The sequence below is a fragment of the Gemmatimonadaceae bacterium genome (genome assembly GCA_020852815.1).
Lineage (GTDB): Bacteria > Gemmatimonadota > Gemmatimonadetes > Gemmatimonadales > Gemmatimonadaceae > SCN-70-22.
In genome coordinates this window covers 110,662-126,734 of the sequence record JADZAN010000024.1, presented here as the reverse complement: position 1 = coordinate 126,734, position 16,073 = coordinate 110,662, and the positions used below count along the sequence as shown (strand labels likewise).

At 67.4% G+C, this 16,073-nt stretch carries 14 protein-coding genes; 8 read left to right on the top strand and 6 right to left on the bottom strand.

Annotated features, from left to right (window positions below; all coding sequences use genetic code 11):
* Positions 1–182 precede the first annotated feature (182 nt).
* Entirely contained in the window at positions 183–2,804 is a 2,622-nt protein-coding gene (locus IT359_13770; protein ID MCC6930046.1) for a hypothetical protein, read from the top strand.
* Between the two features lie 160 nt (positions 2,805–2,964).
* Positions 2,965–3,417: a hypothetical protein gene (locus IT359_13765; GenBank protein MCC6930045.1), complete on the top strand. Its 453-nt coding sequence runs from the start codon at positions 2,965–2,967 to the stop codon at positions 3,415–3,417.
* A 25-nt stretch (positions 3,418–3,442) separates the two neighbouring features.
* Here the strand turns inward: IT359_13765 and IT359_13760 are convergent, their stop codons facing one another.
* From IT359_13760 to IT359_13745, 4 genes are all read right to left on the bottom strand, one after another.
* Positions 3,443–3,679 (bottom strand): Ig-like domain-containing protein, encoded by a 237-nt coding sequence (locus IT359_13760; GenBank protein MCC6930044.1) that lies wholly within the window; start codon positions 3,677–3,679, stop codon positions 3,443–3,445.
* 469 nt (positions 3,680–4,148) lie between these two features.
* Positions 4,149–4,595 (bottom strand): hypothetical protein, encoded by a 447-nt coding sequence (locus IT359_13755; protein MCC6930043.1) that lies wholly within the window; start codon positions 4,593–4,595, stop codon positions 4,149–4,151.
* A 200-nt stretch (positions 4,596–4,795) separates the two neighbouring features.
* Positions 4,796–5,257, bottom strand: coding sequence for a hypothetical protein (locus tag IT359_13750; GenBank protein MCC6930042.1), 462 nt, complete (start codon positions 5,255–5,257; stop codon positions 4,796–4,798).
* Positions 5,258–5,357: 100 nt separating this feature from the next.
* On the bottom strand, positions 5,358–7,058 hold the full coding sequence (locus tag IT359_13745) for a hypothetical protein (GenBank protein ID MCC6930041.1): 1,701 nt from the start codon (positions 7,056–7,058) through the stop codon (positions 5,358–5,360).
* Positions 7,059–7,116: 58 nt separating this feature from the next.
* On the opposite strand from IT359_13745, the gene IT359_13740 reads away from it, so the two are divergent.
* On the top strand, positions 7,117–8,910 hold the full coding sequence (locus tag IT359_13740) for an acyl-CoA dehydrogenase C-terminal domain-containing protein (GenBank protein MCC6930040.1): 1,794 nt from the start codon (positions 7,117–7,119) through the stop codon (positions 8,908–8,910).
* A gap of 72 nt (positions 8,911–8,982) precedes the next feature.
* Here IT359_13740 and IT359_13735 read toward each other — a convergent pair whose 3' ends face one another.
* Entirely contained in the window at positions 8,983–10,146 is a 1,164-nt protein-coding gene (locus IT359_13735; protein ID MCC6930039.1) for an ATP-binding protein, read from the bottom strand.
* A 141-nt stretch (positions 10,147–10,287) separates the two neighbouring features.
* On the opposite strand from IT359_13735, the gene IT359_13730 reads away from it, so the two are divergent.
* Together IT359_13730 and IT359_13725 are read left to right on the top strand one after the other, a co-directional pair.
* Complete coding sequence (locus tag IT359_13730; GenBank protein MCC6930038.1) at positions 10,288–11,607, top strand: RHS repeat-associated core domain-containing protein; 1,320 nt, start codon at positions 10,288–10,290, stop codon at positions 11,605–11,607.
* Between the two features lie 71 nt (positions 11,608–11,678).
* Positions 11,679–12,092, top strand: a complete 414-nt coding sequence (locus tag IT359_13725) for a hypothetical protein (protein MCC6930037.1) — start codon at positions 11,679–11,681, stop codon at positions 12,090–12,092.
* 137 nt (positions 12,093–12,229) lie between these two features.
* Here IT359_13725 and IT359_13720 read toward each other — a convergent pair whose 3' ends face one another.
* The gene (locus IT359_13720) at positions 12,230–12,829 is read right to left on the bottom strand and encodes a helix-turn-helix transcriptional regulator (protein MCC6930036.1); all 600 of its coding nucleotides are present in this window, start codon (positions 12,827–12,829) and stop codon (positions 12,230–12,232) included.
* 222 nt (positions 12,830–13,051) lie between these two features.
* Here IT359_13720 and IT359_13715 point away from each other — a divergent pair, with 222 nt between their 5' ends.
* From IT359_13715 to IT359_13705, 3 genes are all read left to right on the top strand, one after another.
* Positions 13,052–13,555: a hypothetical protein gene (locus IT359_13715; GenBank protein ID MCC6930035.1), complete on the top strand. Its 504-nt coding sequence runs from the start codon at positions 13,052–13,054 to the stop codon at positions 13,553–13,555.
* A gap of 4 nt (positions 13,556–13,559) precedes the next feature.
* Positions 13,560–13,877, top strand: coding sequence for a hypothetical protein (locus IT359_13710; GenBank protein ID MCC6930034.1), 318 nt, complete (start codon positions 13,560–13,562; stop codon positions 13,875–13,877).
* 290 nt (positions 13,878–14,167) lie between these two features.
* The gene (locus IT359_13705) at positions 14,168–15,976 is read left to right on the top strand and encodes an ABC transporter ATP-binding protein (protein ID MCC6930033.1); all 1,809 of its coding nucleotides are present in this window, start codon (positions 14,168–14,170) and stop codon (positions 15,974–15,976) included.
* Positions 15,977–16,073 lie beyond the last annotated feature (97 nt).

The window sequence follows — 16,073 nt, the reverse complement described above, 5'->3', positions numbered from 1 at the left end:
TCGATGCGCCGCGCGCGCATGGCGTGCAACGTCCGGCGGCGGGTAGATTCGCCCCGCGTATTGCGCCGCTTCCTCCCCAGCGCCCTGCCCCGCGTCGTGCCCTCGTCATGCCCTGCTGCGTGCCCCACTTCCCGACCCTCTGCGTGAGGAATCACGTGCACATGTCCCCCGCTTCTCCCCGAGTGGCCCAGCGACTCCTCCTTGTCGTCGGTGTAATGGCATCGCTACTCGCCTTGCACCCACTCGGCGCGCAGCATGCGTTTGCCGATTCCGGGGGGCGCTACGACCCCGCGGTCCCCACGCCACGCGCCGTCCTCGGCTACGAACTGGGGGCGCGCTTCACGCCGCAGCGCGTCATCAACCGCTACATCGAGCGCATCGCCGCGAGCTCCCGGCGCGTGAAGGTCGACACGGTGGGGCGGACCTTCGAGGGGCGGGAGATGCTGATCCTCACCATCTCCAGCGAAGCGAACTTGGCGCGTCTGTCGGAGATCCAGCGCGACGCGCGCCGCGTGGCCGATCCGCGCGGGGGAGCCCCGGGTGAGGTCGACGCCGCGATCAAGCGCCTTCCGGCAATCGTCTGGTTGGCGCACTCGGTACACGGCGGCGAGGCCTCTGGAGTAGAGGCCGGGCTCGGGCTCCTCTATCAACTGGCGGCCGGCACCGACGCCGAGACGCGCCTGGCGCTCGACAGCACCGTCGTGCTGATCGATCCCAACCAGAACCCTGACGGGCGCGAGCGACACACGCACGACGTCGAGCGCACGTGGAGCGCGCAGGGAGTGGCGAGCGAACCCGGGGCGCTCAACAACGCCGGTTCGTGGCCGGGACCGCGAACGTCGCACTACTCCTTCGACCTCAATCGTGACTGGTTCATCCAGTCGCATCCCGAGTCGCGCGGGCGCGTGCGGACGTTCATGCAGTGGTGGCCGCACGTGGCGGTCGACCTGCACGAGCAGGGGTCGAGCGCGTCGTTCTACTTCGCGCCGCCGCGCGAGCCGGACAACAAGAACAACCCGGCGCACCTTGCCAAGTGGTTCGACATTTTCGCGGCGGCGCACGGTGCGGCGTTCGACGAGCACGGATGGTCGTACTTCCGGCGCGAGGGGTACGACTCGTTCTATCCCGGCTACGGCGAGGGGTGGCCGATGCTGACGGGGAGCATCGGGATGCTGTTCGAGTCGGCGTCGTCGTCAGGCGGTTCCGTCAGGCGCAACGACGGGATGCTGCGCACGTTGCGCCAGGCGGCGTGGGAGCACTACACGGCCGAGTGGGCGACGGTGCGCACGTCGGCGCGCCGGCGCACGGAGCTGGTGCGCGACTACGCGGCCTCGCGCGCCGAGGCAATCGCGAAGCATGCGCGTGGGCCCATGCGCGCGGTCGTCTTCGAGCGCGATGCGCAGGGGCGCGCCGACTCGCTGGTGGCCAAGCTGCGCGACAATGGCATCGAGGTGTCGCGCCTGACGAGTGACGTGACCATTGCCGACGGAACGCCGTATGTCGCGCTGGCCAGCGGCCCGGCGCGCGTGAAGTCGGGGAGCTACGTCGTGGACTTTTCGCAGCCGCAGGGGCACCTGGCCAAGGCGCTCCTCGAGCCGGACGCGGAGCTCGACTCGGCGTTCATCAAGTTCGAGCTGGAGTTGCGGCGCACGGGGCAGCGCAATCGCTTCTATGACATCACCGCCTGGTCGATGCCGATGGCGTACCGTGTGCGCGCCTGGTGGGTGCGCAGCGTGCCGCCAGGCGCAACGCCGGTAACGACGCTGGCGCGCGAGGCCATGCCAGCCGTGGCGCGTGCCCGCTACGCCTACGCCTTCGAGCCGGGGAGCGAGGCGAGCGTGCGGTTGCTGGCCACGCTGCTGCGCGATTCGGTGCGTGTGTGGTTCGCGCCCAAGTCCTTCACGTCCGGAGGGGCACGATTCGCGCGCGGCGCCTTTGTGGTGCGCGTGGCGGTGAACCGAGGCGACGTGCACGACGTGGTCGCGGCGCGCGCCGCCGAGGCGGGGGCGCGGGTTGTCCCCATTGCATCTGCCGGCGTGGACGAGGGGACCGACCTGGGCTCCAACTCGGTGGTGCCGGTGCCGGCGCCGCGCGTGGCACTCGTCGGCGCGCCCCCCATCCAGGGGAACGCCTTCGGCTTCGCCTGGTATGCGCTCGACCAGCGCATCGGCTACCCAAGCACGCTCGTGGATGCGGCTTTCCTGGCCGGTGGCGACATCAATCGCTTCACGGTGATCGTGATCCCGTCCGTGCAGGGGGCGGCGTTCGATCGTGCGCTGGGCGATGCGGGGCGCTCGCGGTTGGCGGAGTGGGTGCGTGGCGGTGGCGTGCTCATCACGCTGGAGGGGGCTACGGCGTGGCTGGCGCAGGAGCGCGTTGGGCTCGTGCGCACGCGCATCAAGCGCGACTCCACGCGCGCCGACTCGTCAGGCGGGGCGCCGTTGCCGGCGGGGCTGCCGGGGGTGCTGGCGCGCGCGACCTTCGACACGCTGTCGCCGCTCATGGCCGGCGTGGACGCGGGGGAGATCCCGGTCTTCGCCAACTCCGATCGCATCCTCACCGTCCCCAAGGATCTCAGCGCGGGCGAGGCGGTGATTCGCTTTGCCGCCGAGAACCGGGTGCGCCTGTCGGGGTACTTCTGGCCGGAGATGCCGGCCAAGGTGGCGCTCACGCCATACCTGTGGACGGAGCGCGCCGGGCGCGGGCGGGTGATTGCCTTTGCGCACGACCCGGTCTATCGCGATCTCTATCGCGGGATGTTGCCGATCTTTGCCAACGCCGTACTGCTGGGGGGGAGCTTTTAGGATGGAAGGACTTCGAGGCTGGTGGACGGGCCGTGCGCGGTGGACGCGTTGTGCGCGGGGGGCGCGCCGTTCGCGGTTGGTGAGCGCGCTCGCCGGAATGCTCGCGTGCTTAGTCTCGAGTGGCGCGGTGCAGGCGCAGGGCCGGCCCGCGCGCCCGCACGTGAAGTTCCGCTCGTACCCGGTCGAGGTCTTCCTGGACACGCTGGTCAGCACGCGCGATACCGTTGCGGCGCCGAGTGCGCAGGTGTTTGCGGCGGTGCGTGCCGCGTACGCCGCGCTCAAGATTCCGCGTGACTGGAGCGATTCGTCGGCGGGGCAGTTGGGGACGCTGCGCATGCGCGCCAACAACGCACTGGGCGGGGCGTTGCTCTCGACGTACCTCAACTGCGGCCAGGGAATCACCGGCCCCAACGCCGACCAGTGGCGGTTGCAGGTGGCGATGGTGACGTTCGTGCAGCCGGCGGGCGAAGGGAAGTCGCTCGTGGGGACCGGTCTCACGGCGGAGGCGCAGGACATGAGCGGTGTGTCGACCGCGCCGTCGGCGTGCGGCTCGACGGGGTTGCTCGAGGCGCGGATCCTCAAGGACGTGAAGGCGCGGCTGGAAGGGCGGTGAGGTGCCGTATCGCCTAACGACTGCCTCAGCGAACGACGAGTGCTCCGTACCACTGGTCCGGGCAGTTCGCTGGCGACCCTGCGTCGATCGCCCGCAGCTCCACACGCCCGGACGACATCGCCATCGCCACGCCAGACTGGTCAACGGTCACGACCTTGGGGTCTGAAGTCGTCCACCTGACGACTCCATGCGTCGGGGAGAGCTCCGGTCCTACGGCGAACGTTCGGCGCGCACCGATGACGAGCGTATCGAGCGCCGGCACGAGCGTGAATGAAGGTCTGGGGCACGGCGCTGATGTCACGCTCGAATCGCCACAACCCAGGCATTGCCACGTCACGATTGCGACCAGCACGGACTTGCCGAGCCTGCACGGCACATGTGGGCGGAACATAGTCATATCGAGTTCTCTCCGCGAGCGCTTCCGTAGCCTTTGTCGCGCGCGCTCGGCTTCAGATGTCGTTTTCAACGCGGACTCTCGTTGAAAGGATCTGTCCCGGGTCAGCGAGAATGAGACCGGTGGGGGGACCTTGTCGACGAGATGGCGCCGCAGGATCGTCGCCTTGTCCTCCGGCGTGAACAGCCGGCGTGCCTTCTGCTTGCTGGTCGGTCAACTCATGAAACCTCCGGGCGCACGGGATAGAGCGGCTGGCCGTCGCCTTTCAACTGAGGCAGAACCGACGGAGACCCATGTGGACACATCCAACCAAGAAACGCTCTTCCGACGGCCCGCGTTAGGACGTGAACATCGCAACAGAAGCCCATTGCGCATCGGTGACAACATTCACCTGGAACTCACCTCGCTTCTCGCTTGGGTCTAAAAGGATGTAGCGAGTGTTGCCAACCTTGATGACTACCATCGCTCTATTCGGCGCAATACCGCCCGCCTTGTAAAGCAGGGAATGATATGCAGCGCCCGCACTCTTGCAGGTTGCGAGAGTAGTGATGATCGACACAGTGTTCGCCGTCCCAGAGGGCAAGCCATATGCGACACGTTGCGCGACTAATGCTGTGTCAGATGACGCAGTGACAAGCCTCACGGCGTAGTTCTTCAATGCCACCGACGGCACCGACGTTGAGCTCGCGCAAGTATAAGACGGCGCCACCGTTCCCGTTCTGACTGACGTAACCCAAGGAAGCGAGATCATCGCAGTAACAATCAGTGCTGCGTTGGAATTCATTCTGATTTCCTCAGATAGATACCCTACACCACGCGGCAGTTATGAACCTTGTCGAATCTCGGATACTTCCGGACGTTCACCACGAACGTACAGGCGCGACTGGAACGAAGGTGACGCGCTGCATCACGGATTGATTCCTCGCTCGCAACGTGCTCGAGCATCGGCCGGCACGGGCATCGGAGTAGTCAGCACTGCGCCCCCTACGACGGCGTCACTACCACCCGAGCGTCCTGGGAGCGGACCTGACTTCCATCGAGACGGAGGACTGCTCTCATCGTGTACTCGCCCGGCTGCACCCGAAGACCGGTGTCGTCCACAAGCCTCCACACAACGGGAATCACCCACTCCTGTTCCGGCACCAATCGAACGGTGGTTGGCGGACCGCCAATCATGGCTGTCGGCGGCACGCGGTTCCACACCAGCCGTCCGTCTGACCGCCTCACTTCAACGTTCACGATTGGTGGTGATGATTCGCTACCGATCGCGAGTTGTCGCCCCGTGCTGTTGGTCACAACCGCTCGGACCGCGATACTGTCGACAACCTGCACGGACGACTCCACTTCGAGCCTCAGACGCACACCATCAGTATTGGTCGGACTGCTGCACGCAGCCAGCACCATCAGCATGGCAAAGCACCGGGAGAGTTCTTGTGGCTTGATCATTGGTTCACCTCCGCCGAACGATGGATGTCCCGGAGCGGTGTCGTCAATAGTTCGTCCCTGACGAGCGCAAGCGTAACCGACATGGCTCGCGACGCCTGGCCTACCCCGGCGTCGCCAACCGCCGCATGTCGTTCACCAGCGCATCAACGCCTAACGGCTTCCCCAGCACGTCGTCCAGCACCTCGCGCGCCGGACGCGACAGCCCAAAGCGATAGATGTGGTCGGAGAGCCAGTCGTAGCGCTTCCTGTCCGGCGTGGAGAAGGGACCGCGTTGGTCGCGGATGCGCTGGCGCAACTGCGCCGTGACCAGCGCCCCCAGCGCGTAGTTCATCATGTAGCCCGGCGAGTCGACGAGCTGTCCGCGCATCGCCCACCACCCCCACTCGGGGTGCGGGACGATGTGGAGGTACTCGCTCGTGATGGCCGCCCACTCGGCGTTAGGCTCGCGCGTAGGGTCGGCGTGCAGGCGCAGCTCCAGCAGCGCCCAGGCGACGTCGAGGGCAATGGCGGCGTACTTCGCGCGCAACGAGGCGGCGACCGGTGCCGTCAGATGCAAGTAGCGCTGCTGCCAGGGCGCGTCGTAGGCGTCGAGCGCCAGCAGGTCGCCCAGCGCCTCGGTGACGGGGTCGGCGTCGGGCCAGTCGGCAAAGGCCGGGCGCGTGGCAACGCCGCTGACATGAATGGCGTGCCCGGTCTCGTGCAGGAGTTCAACGAGGTTGTCGAAGCCCCCGGTGCGGTACGTGGCAAAGACCCAGGCCTCGCTCTCGCCGTAGCGCCCGCGCTTGAGGCGCGCCGCCTTGCCAAACTGCGTGAAGGCGACCGGCGTCTTGCCGTCGCGCGCGTCGAGGTCGTAGTGGATGTTGAGGACCGAAGGGTCGGCCCCCTGGTCGCGATAGAAGGCGTCGTTGATGTCGCGCAGCGCGCTGCGCGGAATCGCTGGCGACAGGATGCGCGCGGCGGCGCCGTTGTCGTAGTACCAGTCCCACGGCTCCACGCGCGCTGAAGGCGTGTGGTCGCGCCAGGCGCGCAGCACGCGCACGAGCGTCGATTCCACCGCAGCCGGCTCCATTCCCAACGAGCGCGCGGCGGCAGCGATGGGAGAGCCGTCGCGCCGCCATTGCGCGGCGCTGAGCGGGAGAAGGGTACGATAGGGGGAGGCGCTCGTGCCGTCGCCGGCCATCGTCTTCCACACCGGGGCGAGCGAGAGAAAGAGCGCACGCCGCTTCTCGCTCGAAGGCTCCGTTCCCAGCCGGCCGAGCACGGTGAGGCGATCGGTCGTGTCGCTCGGCGTCACCACCCGGCGCGCCTCGGCGCCGTAGCACATATAGATGCGCTCCGACAGGCGGAGGTAGCCGGAGTCGCCGGCCGCAAGCCTCGCTGGCGGCTCGTCGCACTGCGCGCGGGTGCGTTCCCCCTCCGCGGCCGCTGACGACGAAGCGCCCTGCTCGATGGAGGACGACTGCTCGAGCTGGCGCAGCATCGTCCTGATCGCCTCCCGGTCCTCACCGCGGAATGCGTCGGGATCGAGCGCCTGGAGCGACTCGGTGAGGCGCTCGCGGAGTGCCTGGTGGGCGCGCCGCATCTCGGCGATCGAGACGCCGCGCTCGTTGGTCCCGCTCAAGCGCGCGTCGGTGACGTAGATCTGGAAGTAGAGGTCGCGCGTATCGGCGTACAGCGTCTCGAGCCGCCCCAACTGTTCGCTGGGCGTCCCCCCGATAGGCGGAAAGGGCGACTGCACGCACGCCGTGACGGTGACGAGCGCGGCGAGCGCGGCGCGGGCGGCAGCGGAGGCGATGCGCACCCATCTCCGCCCCGCAGTATCTTGCGTCAGGCACTCCACACGATTCCAGGTTGCGCTCATGCCTTCCTATCGCGCTCCAGTCGACGACTTCCGGTTCATCCTGACGGAACTCTACGATGTCGCCTCGATTCTCGCCTACAAGGAATACGCCGACGTCACTCCCGACCTCGTGCTTTCGGTGATCGAGGAGGCGGGGAAGTTCTGCGAGGAGGTCCTCTCCCCCATCAACGCCTCGGGCGACGCCGAGGGTTGCACCTGGGAGAACGGCGTGGTGCGCACGCCGAAGGGGTTCAAGGAGGCCTACAAGCAGTACGCCGACGGCGGGTGGATCGGGCTGGCCGCCGATCCTGAACACGGCGGGCAGGGGCTCCCCCTGACGCTGCGCTATTTGGTGGACGAGATGGTGGTGGGGTCGAACCTCTCGATCGCGATGTATCCGGGGCTCACGCAGGGGGCGTACGAGGCGATTCACAGGCACGGGAGCGAGGAGCTGCGGCACTTCTACCTCCCGCGCCTGACGAGTGGCGAGTGGTGCGGGACGATGTGCCTGACGGAGGCGCACGCGGGGACCGACCTGGGGATGATCCGCACCCGGGCACAGCAGCTGGACGACGGCACTTATCGGGTGACGGGGCAGAAGATCTTCATCACCGCGGGGGAGCACGACCTCACCGAGAACATCGTCCACCTCGTCCTGGCCAAGCTCCCCGGGGCGGCGGCGGGAACCAAGGGGATCTCGATGTTCCTCGTCCCCAAGTTCATCCCCAACCCCGACGGTTCGTTAGGCGTGCGCAACGCCGTCACCTGCGGCTCCATCGAGCACAAGATGGGGATCAAGGGGTCGGCGACGTGCGTCCTCAACTTCGACGGCGCGGTGGGCTACCTCGTGGGCGAGGAGGGCAAGGGGATGCGCGCGATGTTCACGATGATGAACTCGGCGCGGCTCGGCGTCGGCATCCAGGGGTTGGGGCTGGCGGGGAACTCGTATGGCAACGCCGTCACCTACGCGCGTGAACGGTTGCAGGGGCGATCGCTGACCGGGGCGAAGAACCCCGAGGGGCCGGCCGACCCGATCATCGTGCACGCCGAGACGCGGCGGTCGCTGCTGCAGATGCGGGCGTTCATCGAGGGGGCACGGGCGCTGTCGGCGTGGACGGGGATGCTGATCGACCAGGAGACGCGCGACCCCGACGAGGCCGCTCGCGCCGAGGCGGCCGACCTGGTGGCGTTGCTCACGCCGGTCATCAAGGCGTTCTTCACCGACCTGGCGTTCGACACCACCAACATCGGATTGCAGCTGTACGGCGGTCACGGCTACATCCGCGAGTGGGGGATGGAGCAGTTCGTGCGCGACGCGCGCATCGGGATGATCTACGAGGGGACCAACCACGTGCAGGCGCTCGACCTGGTGGGGCGCAAGCTCCCCGAGGGGAAGGGGCGGTTGCTGCAGCGTTACGCGGCCATCGTCGCCGCCGAGCTCGAGGCGGCGGGGAAGGTGGCCTCGCTGGCGCCGCACGTGGCAGCGCTGGCCAAGGCGGCGGGTGCGCTGCAGAAGGCGACCGCGTTCATTGCCCAACGCGCGGCGGCCAACGCCGACGAGGCGGGAGCGGCGGCGAGCGAGTACCTGCACCTGTTTGGCTACGTGGCGTTAGGGCACCAGTGGCTGCGCACCGCGCGCGTGGCGAGCGAGAAGCTGGCAGCTGGCGGGGCGTTCCCGGCCGTGCATTACGAGGCCAAGCTGGCGGTGGCGCGTTTCTATTTCGAGCGGATGCTGCCGCGGACGGCGTCGTTGTACCAGGCGATCACGGCGGGGGGGGAGGGGGTGTTGGGGATGGCGTTGGAGGCGTTCTAGCGCGTGTCCCGATTCGCGAGCGCCGCTCGTTCTCGGCGCCGCCTAACGCCGCCTAACACCGCCTAACGCCGCCTACCGCCCCTCGACCTCTTCCCCGACGCGCGCCAACGGGACTGCCCGCACCCGCTCGGCCAGTGGGAATGACTCGTTCCCCGCATGCACGACATACAGGCGCCGAAGCCCGAGATCGGCCAGTGCCGTGCGCATCGACGGCGTCAGCGCCGGAGACGACGTGCGCTTGAACTCGAATCCGAGGCGTGTGCGCCCCCGCACCACGAGCAGGTCGAGCTCCGCCCCGGCCTGCGTGCGCCAGAAGTAGTGCTCACCCGGACGCGTCCCCAGGTGCTCGAGTACCACTTCGAGCGCAAAGCCCTCCCACGACGCACCGACCTTCGGGTGTCCGTCGAGCGCCAAGCGTGTCGTTGCTCCAAGGAGCGTGTGCAGCAGCCCCGTATCCCGGATATACACCTTCGGGGCACGCACCTGCCGCTTGGAGAGGTTCTCGAACCATGGCGGCAGCTGCCGGACCATGAACGTCTCGGTGAGGATATCGAGGTAGCGCTGCACGGTGGTGTGCGCGACCCCGAATGCGCGCGCGAGCTCCGAGCTGTTCCAGGTCTGCGCGTGATAGTGTGCGATCATCGACCAAAAGCGCCGCAGCGCCGGCGCTGGGATGCGCAGCCCGAATTGGGGGATGTCGCGCTCGAGGAACGTGCGGATGAACGCCTCGCGCCATTCCTCGCTCGAGGCGTCGCTGCGCGCCAGGAAGGCGCGCGGGAAGCCGCCGCGCAGCCAACGGCGATTGAGGTGCGGCACCCCGACCTCGTCGAGCCGGAACCCTCCGAGCTCGTGGTACGCGATGCGCCCCGCCAGCGTCTCGGCCCCCTGCCGCAGGAGCTTGGGCGACGCGCTGCCGAGCAGGAGGAAGCGACGCCGTCCGGCCTCGTCCGCGAGCACGCGCAGCGTGCGGAAGAGCTCGGGCACATGCTGCACCTCATCGACGACGACGAGCCCTCGGGTTTCGCGCAGCGCGAGGAGCGGGTCGGCGAGCCGCGCGAGATCCGCCGAGCTTTCGAGATCGAAGACCGTCGACGGCCCACGTCGTCCCTCGACGATCTGGCGCGCGAGCGTCGTCTTTCCCACCTGCCGGGCGCCGATCAGTGCCACCACGGGGAAGTCGCGGAGCAGCGCCGAGACGCGGTCACGGTCCACCGGGCGGGCGAGCAGTCGTGGCATATCGCAAATTGAGTGTGTAGCGCTCAATTTACAAGGTACGACGCACGACCACTTCGGGGGATCGGTCGCGCGGCCCAAGGAGCTGGTCGGCGTGCCGCAGAGGCCGAGGGGCCGCGCGGGAGCCTGCTCACCTACGACTCGGTGGGCAACACGCTCACCACCACGCGCAGCGAACCCGGCTCCCTGGAATGGGTGTACACCGCCTACGACGCCGAGCAACGCGTGCGGGTCGTCGATCGGCGCAGCTGCGGCGTGCAGCTCGGGCCCAACTGCACCACCATCTCCGGCGGCTTTCTGCGCCAGGCCTACGAGGAGTACCACTACGACGCGCTGGGCCGCCGCGTCCTGCAACGCTCGTGGCGCGACCTGTGCAACCAGGGGGGCGGCTACTGCCTGGGCGCCATCCAGCGCACGGTATGGGATGGCGATCAGGTCCTCTACGAGATCCGCTATCGGGGCGATCGGTTCCAGGTACGCCGCGACAGCCTAGAACGCGATACCACCACCCTGATCGCCCCGCGGCAAACCCAGTGTGTCCTGAACCCCGACTGCGTCGAGGTGCCGTCGGACACGGCCCCCTCGTTCGCGCATCTCTTCGGGCGCACGATGTACGTCCACGGCTCCGGCCTCGACGCGCCGCTGCGGATCGAACGCATCGGCTTCTTCTCGGGGAGTGCCGTGCCGGTCGGCCTCTCGCCCCTGACCACCTGGCGGGGGCAGGTCGACACGGCCCTCAACGTCCTGCCGCGCCTGCGCTTCCCGGGGCGCACCACGGAAGCCTATCTCCTCGACCGCGGCTTCGAAGACGTGCCGAACTGGGTCGGCAGTCTCCTCGACGCGATGCGCGACGGCACCGGGCTCCTCTACAAACGCCACCGCTATTACGATCCCCAGACCGGCCGCTTCACGCAGGAAGATCCCATCGGGCTCGCGGGGGGGCTCAATCTGTATGGGTACGCCAATGGGGATCCGGTCAACTTCTCCGATCCGTTTGGGCTCTGCACGCCGTGGCCGGACTGCATGTTCCAGGGGATGGCGAATTGGGGCGCATCCCGTGGCGGCGCAGCCGGTGCAGTCGCGCTCAACGTCGGTGCCGGCCTAAACGCTGCCTCCGAGGCGCTCGGCACGAACGATCTCGGTCGTGCCGTGGGCGAGGGAGATGCCGTTGGAGGAGCGATTGCGTTGGCGTCGATGCTGCCTGTTGGCCGCGGTGCTAGCGGTCTTGCAAAGGGAATCGCGAAGGCCATCGATCGCGCACAGGGTGCGGAGGTTGCCTTCAGCCAGCTCGGAAAGTTCACGCGGGCTACCTCGGACGTGGCGGGCGACAAGGGTGCTGGCCACGTGAGGTGGAACAGAATTCTCGACGAAAAGGGCAGCACCATGCGACTCTTCAAGGATGTCTATGATCAGGGTGGTAACTACCTCCGGCGTGACTGGTATGTGGGAGGACCACCAAAGTGATGGTGCCAGATCGAACGGCCTTCGCACGAGACCTAGGAGCGGCGCTTGTCGCTCCCGAGCCGGCGCGGCGAGTGAACGACTTGCTTCGCGGTGTGCTGACCATAGATCCAGGCGTGTGGGAGTCAGACGATCAGCGGCTTGTTCGGAGCATCAGCGAGCGGGTGGATGTCGCGAGCGGAGACGACACTCGCCTGCTCACCCTCGCTCGGGATGTGCGGTCGCTGCTGGACGAAGCTTCATCGAACGAAGCGGTAGAGCTGCTGCTCGAACTGATCGCGGAGCGTGAGCGAGTGCTGGGGATCATTCGCAAGTATGCCCAAGGCGAAATCACCCGCACGAGTTTTCTGTCGTTTGTTGCCGAACAGCGCTGGCCTGAGAGTGTGCGTCATCGCATGAGCGCGCTCTCAGCAGCTGGCGTCATGAGCCTAGCGACGGCGCTCGAGGCAGGCGACATCACCCAAATCGAAGCCTCGCTCATCCCTTGAAGACGCGGTCCGACAAACAGGTGGCGTGTCCCCTGGTGTATTCACGCGAGGTAGCGCAGGGGACCTGAATGAGCGAGAGCTCGATCGGGAGCGATCCAGGTCGGGCTCTCTCTTTTCGCTGTGCGTCGTGCGCCTGCTCAGCTCGCCTTCTGTCGGCTCGGTTTTGTGCGGCGGTGGGTCTCTAGGAGGCCGTCGACGATCTTGAGGACGGCGCGCTGGTCGGGGAGCGGGAGCTCTTCGATGCGCTGGAGGCGCTTGAGGAGCTTGGCCGTGCCCGGTCGCGTCGTGAGCCGCGCTGGCGCTAGCCCTCGGAGCGTGTCGGCCGGGACGCCGATCGCCTGGGCGAGCACGGCGAGGAGCGGCCCGGGCGGCTCAGCGTCCTCGCGCTCGTAGTAGGCGATCATGCGGCTCGAGATGCCGGTCGCGGCGCCGAGGGTTTCCTGGGTAAGCCCGGCGGCCCGGCGGAGTCGGGCGAGGCGGGGTCCGAAGCCTTCCTCTGCTGGCGGCAGAGCGCTGGGCGTGCGTTTAGTGCGTTTGGCCATCGGGAGCTCGAGGGCAGCGAGCGGCAAAGCGCTGACGCAGGGACTGAGGCGACGATCATCAGAGACTTCGCCGACACGGACACACTCTACATCGAGTTCAAGGCGGGAACGATCGCCGAGACGCGCGACCTCGACCACAACACGCTCCTCGAGCTCGACCCAGAGGGCCAGATCGTCGCGCTCACGATCGAGCACGCCACCGAGCGCACGGGCATCCCGGCCTTCACCTACGAACAGGTCGTCGCTTAGCGCGGCGCAGCTAAGCAGTCACCCCGAAAAGTGCACGTCATGGCTTCAAGGCTCGAAGTACGACGGAAAACCGAGGAGGCGAGCGGCTAAGAGAAGAAACGTCAGCGACTTCGGAAGCTGCCGTCATAACCACACCGCCAAAGGGATCGCTTCACGCAGGAAGATCCCATCGGGCTCGCGGGCGGGCTCAATCTCTATGGCTACGCCAACGGGGATCCGGTCAACTTCGCGGATCCGTTTGGGCTGTGTCCGCCGTACGACAAGAACCTGGAGGACTGCTCGGCCGAAGTCAGGCGGCTCATGGCGCAGGATCAGCCGCTGGTTGATGTTTCAGCAGGCACCTTTGCTGCCGCGACGGGAGTCTACGGCGCTGTCCGAGGGGCCCTCGCGACTGCAGGCCGCGCGCTTTTTGGCAAAGCGGCGACTGCTGCAGTCGAACAGTCCGTCGCTCCGAGCGCTGGCATGCTTCGGCAGTTCGGACGACAGCTCGAGGAACACGGCAGGGGTTCCGTGGAAAAATCAATCCGGCGCCTCGAAGGCAGGCTAACAGAGCACCTCGGCAAGCTTGAGGCAATACGGGCTCGCGGTGGTGATCCAGGATCGGTCGTGCGGGAGATCTCAAACTTCCGACGGCAGATCGAGGCGGCACGTCGGGTGCTGGGAGACCAATAGCAGCATGAGCACATCACGGATGGACCAAACTGAGAAGCTTGCAGACACTCTACTTCGGAGTGACGTACTCCGAGAGTTTGTCACGCGCCGAGGTAGCGGGTCGGCCAAAGAGGATGCGTGGGAGATCGCCACGGGCCTGTCCGACATCCTTGAGTCCGCGGAGCGCCTCAGAGACCTTGTTGCATCGCTCGCCGCCTCTGACGCTGACCACAGTGACATCGAGGATGCCCTTAACGCGATCGGTGAGGAGTACAGGCACATCCTCTACCACATTCGGAGCACGAAGTACTTCGGTTACGTTCAACCCGTCGAAGAGGAGTGATTCCGCAGCCTAACCCTAGCGTCACCTGCACCGCGGTCGCATGCGCCGTCAGGTGCACCCATGGTTAGGCACATGCAAAGCATGTGACACGGAAGCCCGGCCGCGCGGTCGGGCTTTCTGTCCTTAGGCGCCGGAACTTCGCCCTACTCACGCGACCCGGCGGGCCGTCTTGCCGTGATATGCTCTGGCCACACCGAGGAAATCATCCGTGGCGACCCCGCAAGGGACGACGAGCCCGGGGACGAGCACCACCGGGAGCCGGAGCCCGCCGGCACTACTATACTTGCAGCATGCCCCATCCCCCTCGCGTGGTGCCGCCATCCCCGGGGACCCACCCCCTCCGCCGCCTCTTCGCCTTCGCCGGACCGTACCGCCGCAACGCCATCCTCGCGGCATGCTTCTCGGTCCTCAACAAGTTCTTTGACGTCCTCCCCGAACTGCTCATCGGCGTCGCGGTCGACGTCGTGGTCAACAGGAAGGACTCCTTCCTCGCCCGCTCCGGCATCGCCGAGCCCACCACGCAGCTCGCCGTCCTCGTCGCGATCACGGCGCTGGTCTGGGTGCTGGAGTCGACGTTCGAGTACCTCTACGCCATCAAGTGGCGCGGGCTGGCGCAGGATCTCCAGCACGACCTTCGACAAGCGGCGTACACGCACATCCAGGCCCTTCCCCCCGGCTTCATCGAGCGGCAGCGCAGCGGACGCCTGATGGCGCTCCTCAATGAAGACGTGAACCAGGTCGAGCGCTTCCTCAACACGGGCGCCAACGACCTGATCCAGGTCTTCTGTTCGTCGATCCTCGTGGGGGCGGCCTTCTTCGCGGTGACAGCGTCGCTCGCGGTGCTGGCGCTCCTCCCCATCCCGCTCATCCTCTTTGGCGCCTTCTGGTTCCAGCGGCGCCTGGCCCCTCGTTATGCAGCGGTGCGCGAGTCGGCGGCCACGCTCTCGGCGCGGTTGAGCAACAACCTGTACGGGATGGCGACGATCCAGGCGTACACGGCCGAGTCGTTCGAGGCAGCGCACCTGCAAGCGGCGAGCGATGCCTATCGCCAGCGCAACGCCGAGGCGATTCGCGTCTCGGCGGCCATCACCCCGGTGATCCGCATGGCGATCCTGTGCGGCTTCATCGCCACGCTGCTCTACGGCGGGCTGATGGCGCTGCGCGGCGAGATTGGCGTGGGATCCTACTCGGCGCTGGTGTACCTCACGCAGCGGTTGCTGTGGCCGCTGACGCGGCTGGCCGACATGACCGACCTGTACAATCGGGCGATGGCGTCGGTGAACCGGATCATGGAGCTGCTCGACACGCCGCTCCCGCCACGTGCAACGGCGGCGGTGCCAACGGTGGCGCGCGCGCCGCAGGCGCTCTGTTTCGAGCAGGTGCGCTTCGCCTACGACGGACGCCCCGCGTTGCGCGGGATCACGCTGGACGTGGCCGCCGGTTCGACGGTGGCGCTGGTGGGGGCCACGGGGAGCGGGAAGAGCACGCTGCTCAAGCTCCTGATGCGTTACCTGGATGCAGACGGCGGCCGCATCCTCATCGACGGCGTCGACATCACGACCTACGATCCGTCATCGCTGCGACGGCTCATTGGCTACGTGGCGCAGGATCCCTTCCTCACGGACGGCTCGATCGCCGAGAACATCGCGTATGGGGCGGCGACGGTTGATCGCGCGCGCGTGGAGCGCGCGGCGCAGGCGGCGGAGGTCGACGAGTTCGTCGCCGCGCTGCCTAACGGGTACGACGCGCTGGTGGGGGAGCGGGGGACGCAGCTCTCCGGCGGGCAGCGGCAACGCATCGCGCTGGCGCGCGCCTTCTATCGTGAGCCGTCGATCCTGGTGCTCGACGAGGCAACGTCGGCGGTGGACAACGAGACCGAGGCGGCGATCCAGCACTCGCTGGCACGGGTGACGGCGGCGCACGCGCTGACGACGATCGTGGTGGCGCATCGCTTGTCGACGGTGCGACATGCCGACGCGATCCACGTCTTCGAGGATGGGGCGATTGTCGAGTCGGGGACGCACGAGGCGCTGGTGGCGCGCGGCGGGATCTACGCGGCGTTGTGGCGGTTGCAGACGGGGGAGATCGCGCCGGCGTGAAGGCGGCCCGCTGCGCGGACGCAGGCGCACGAGCGCGCCCTCGAGATCGGTGAACTCGATCCAGCGAGGCGTCTACCAGCGCCCGATCACGGCCGCG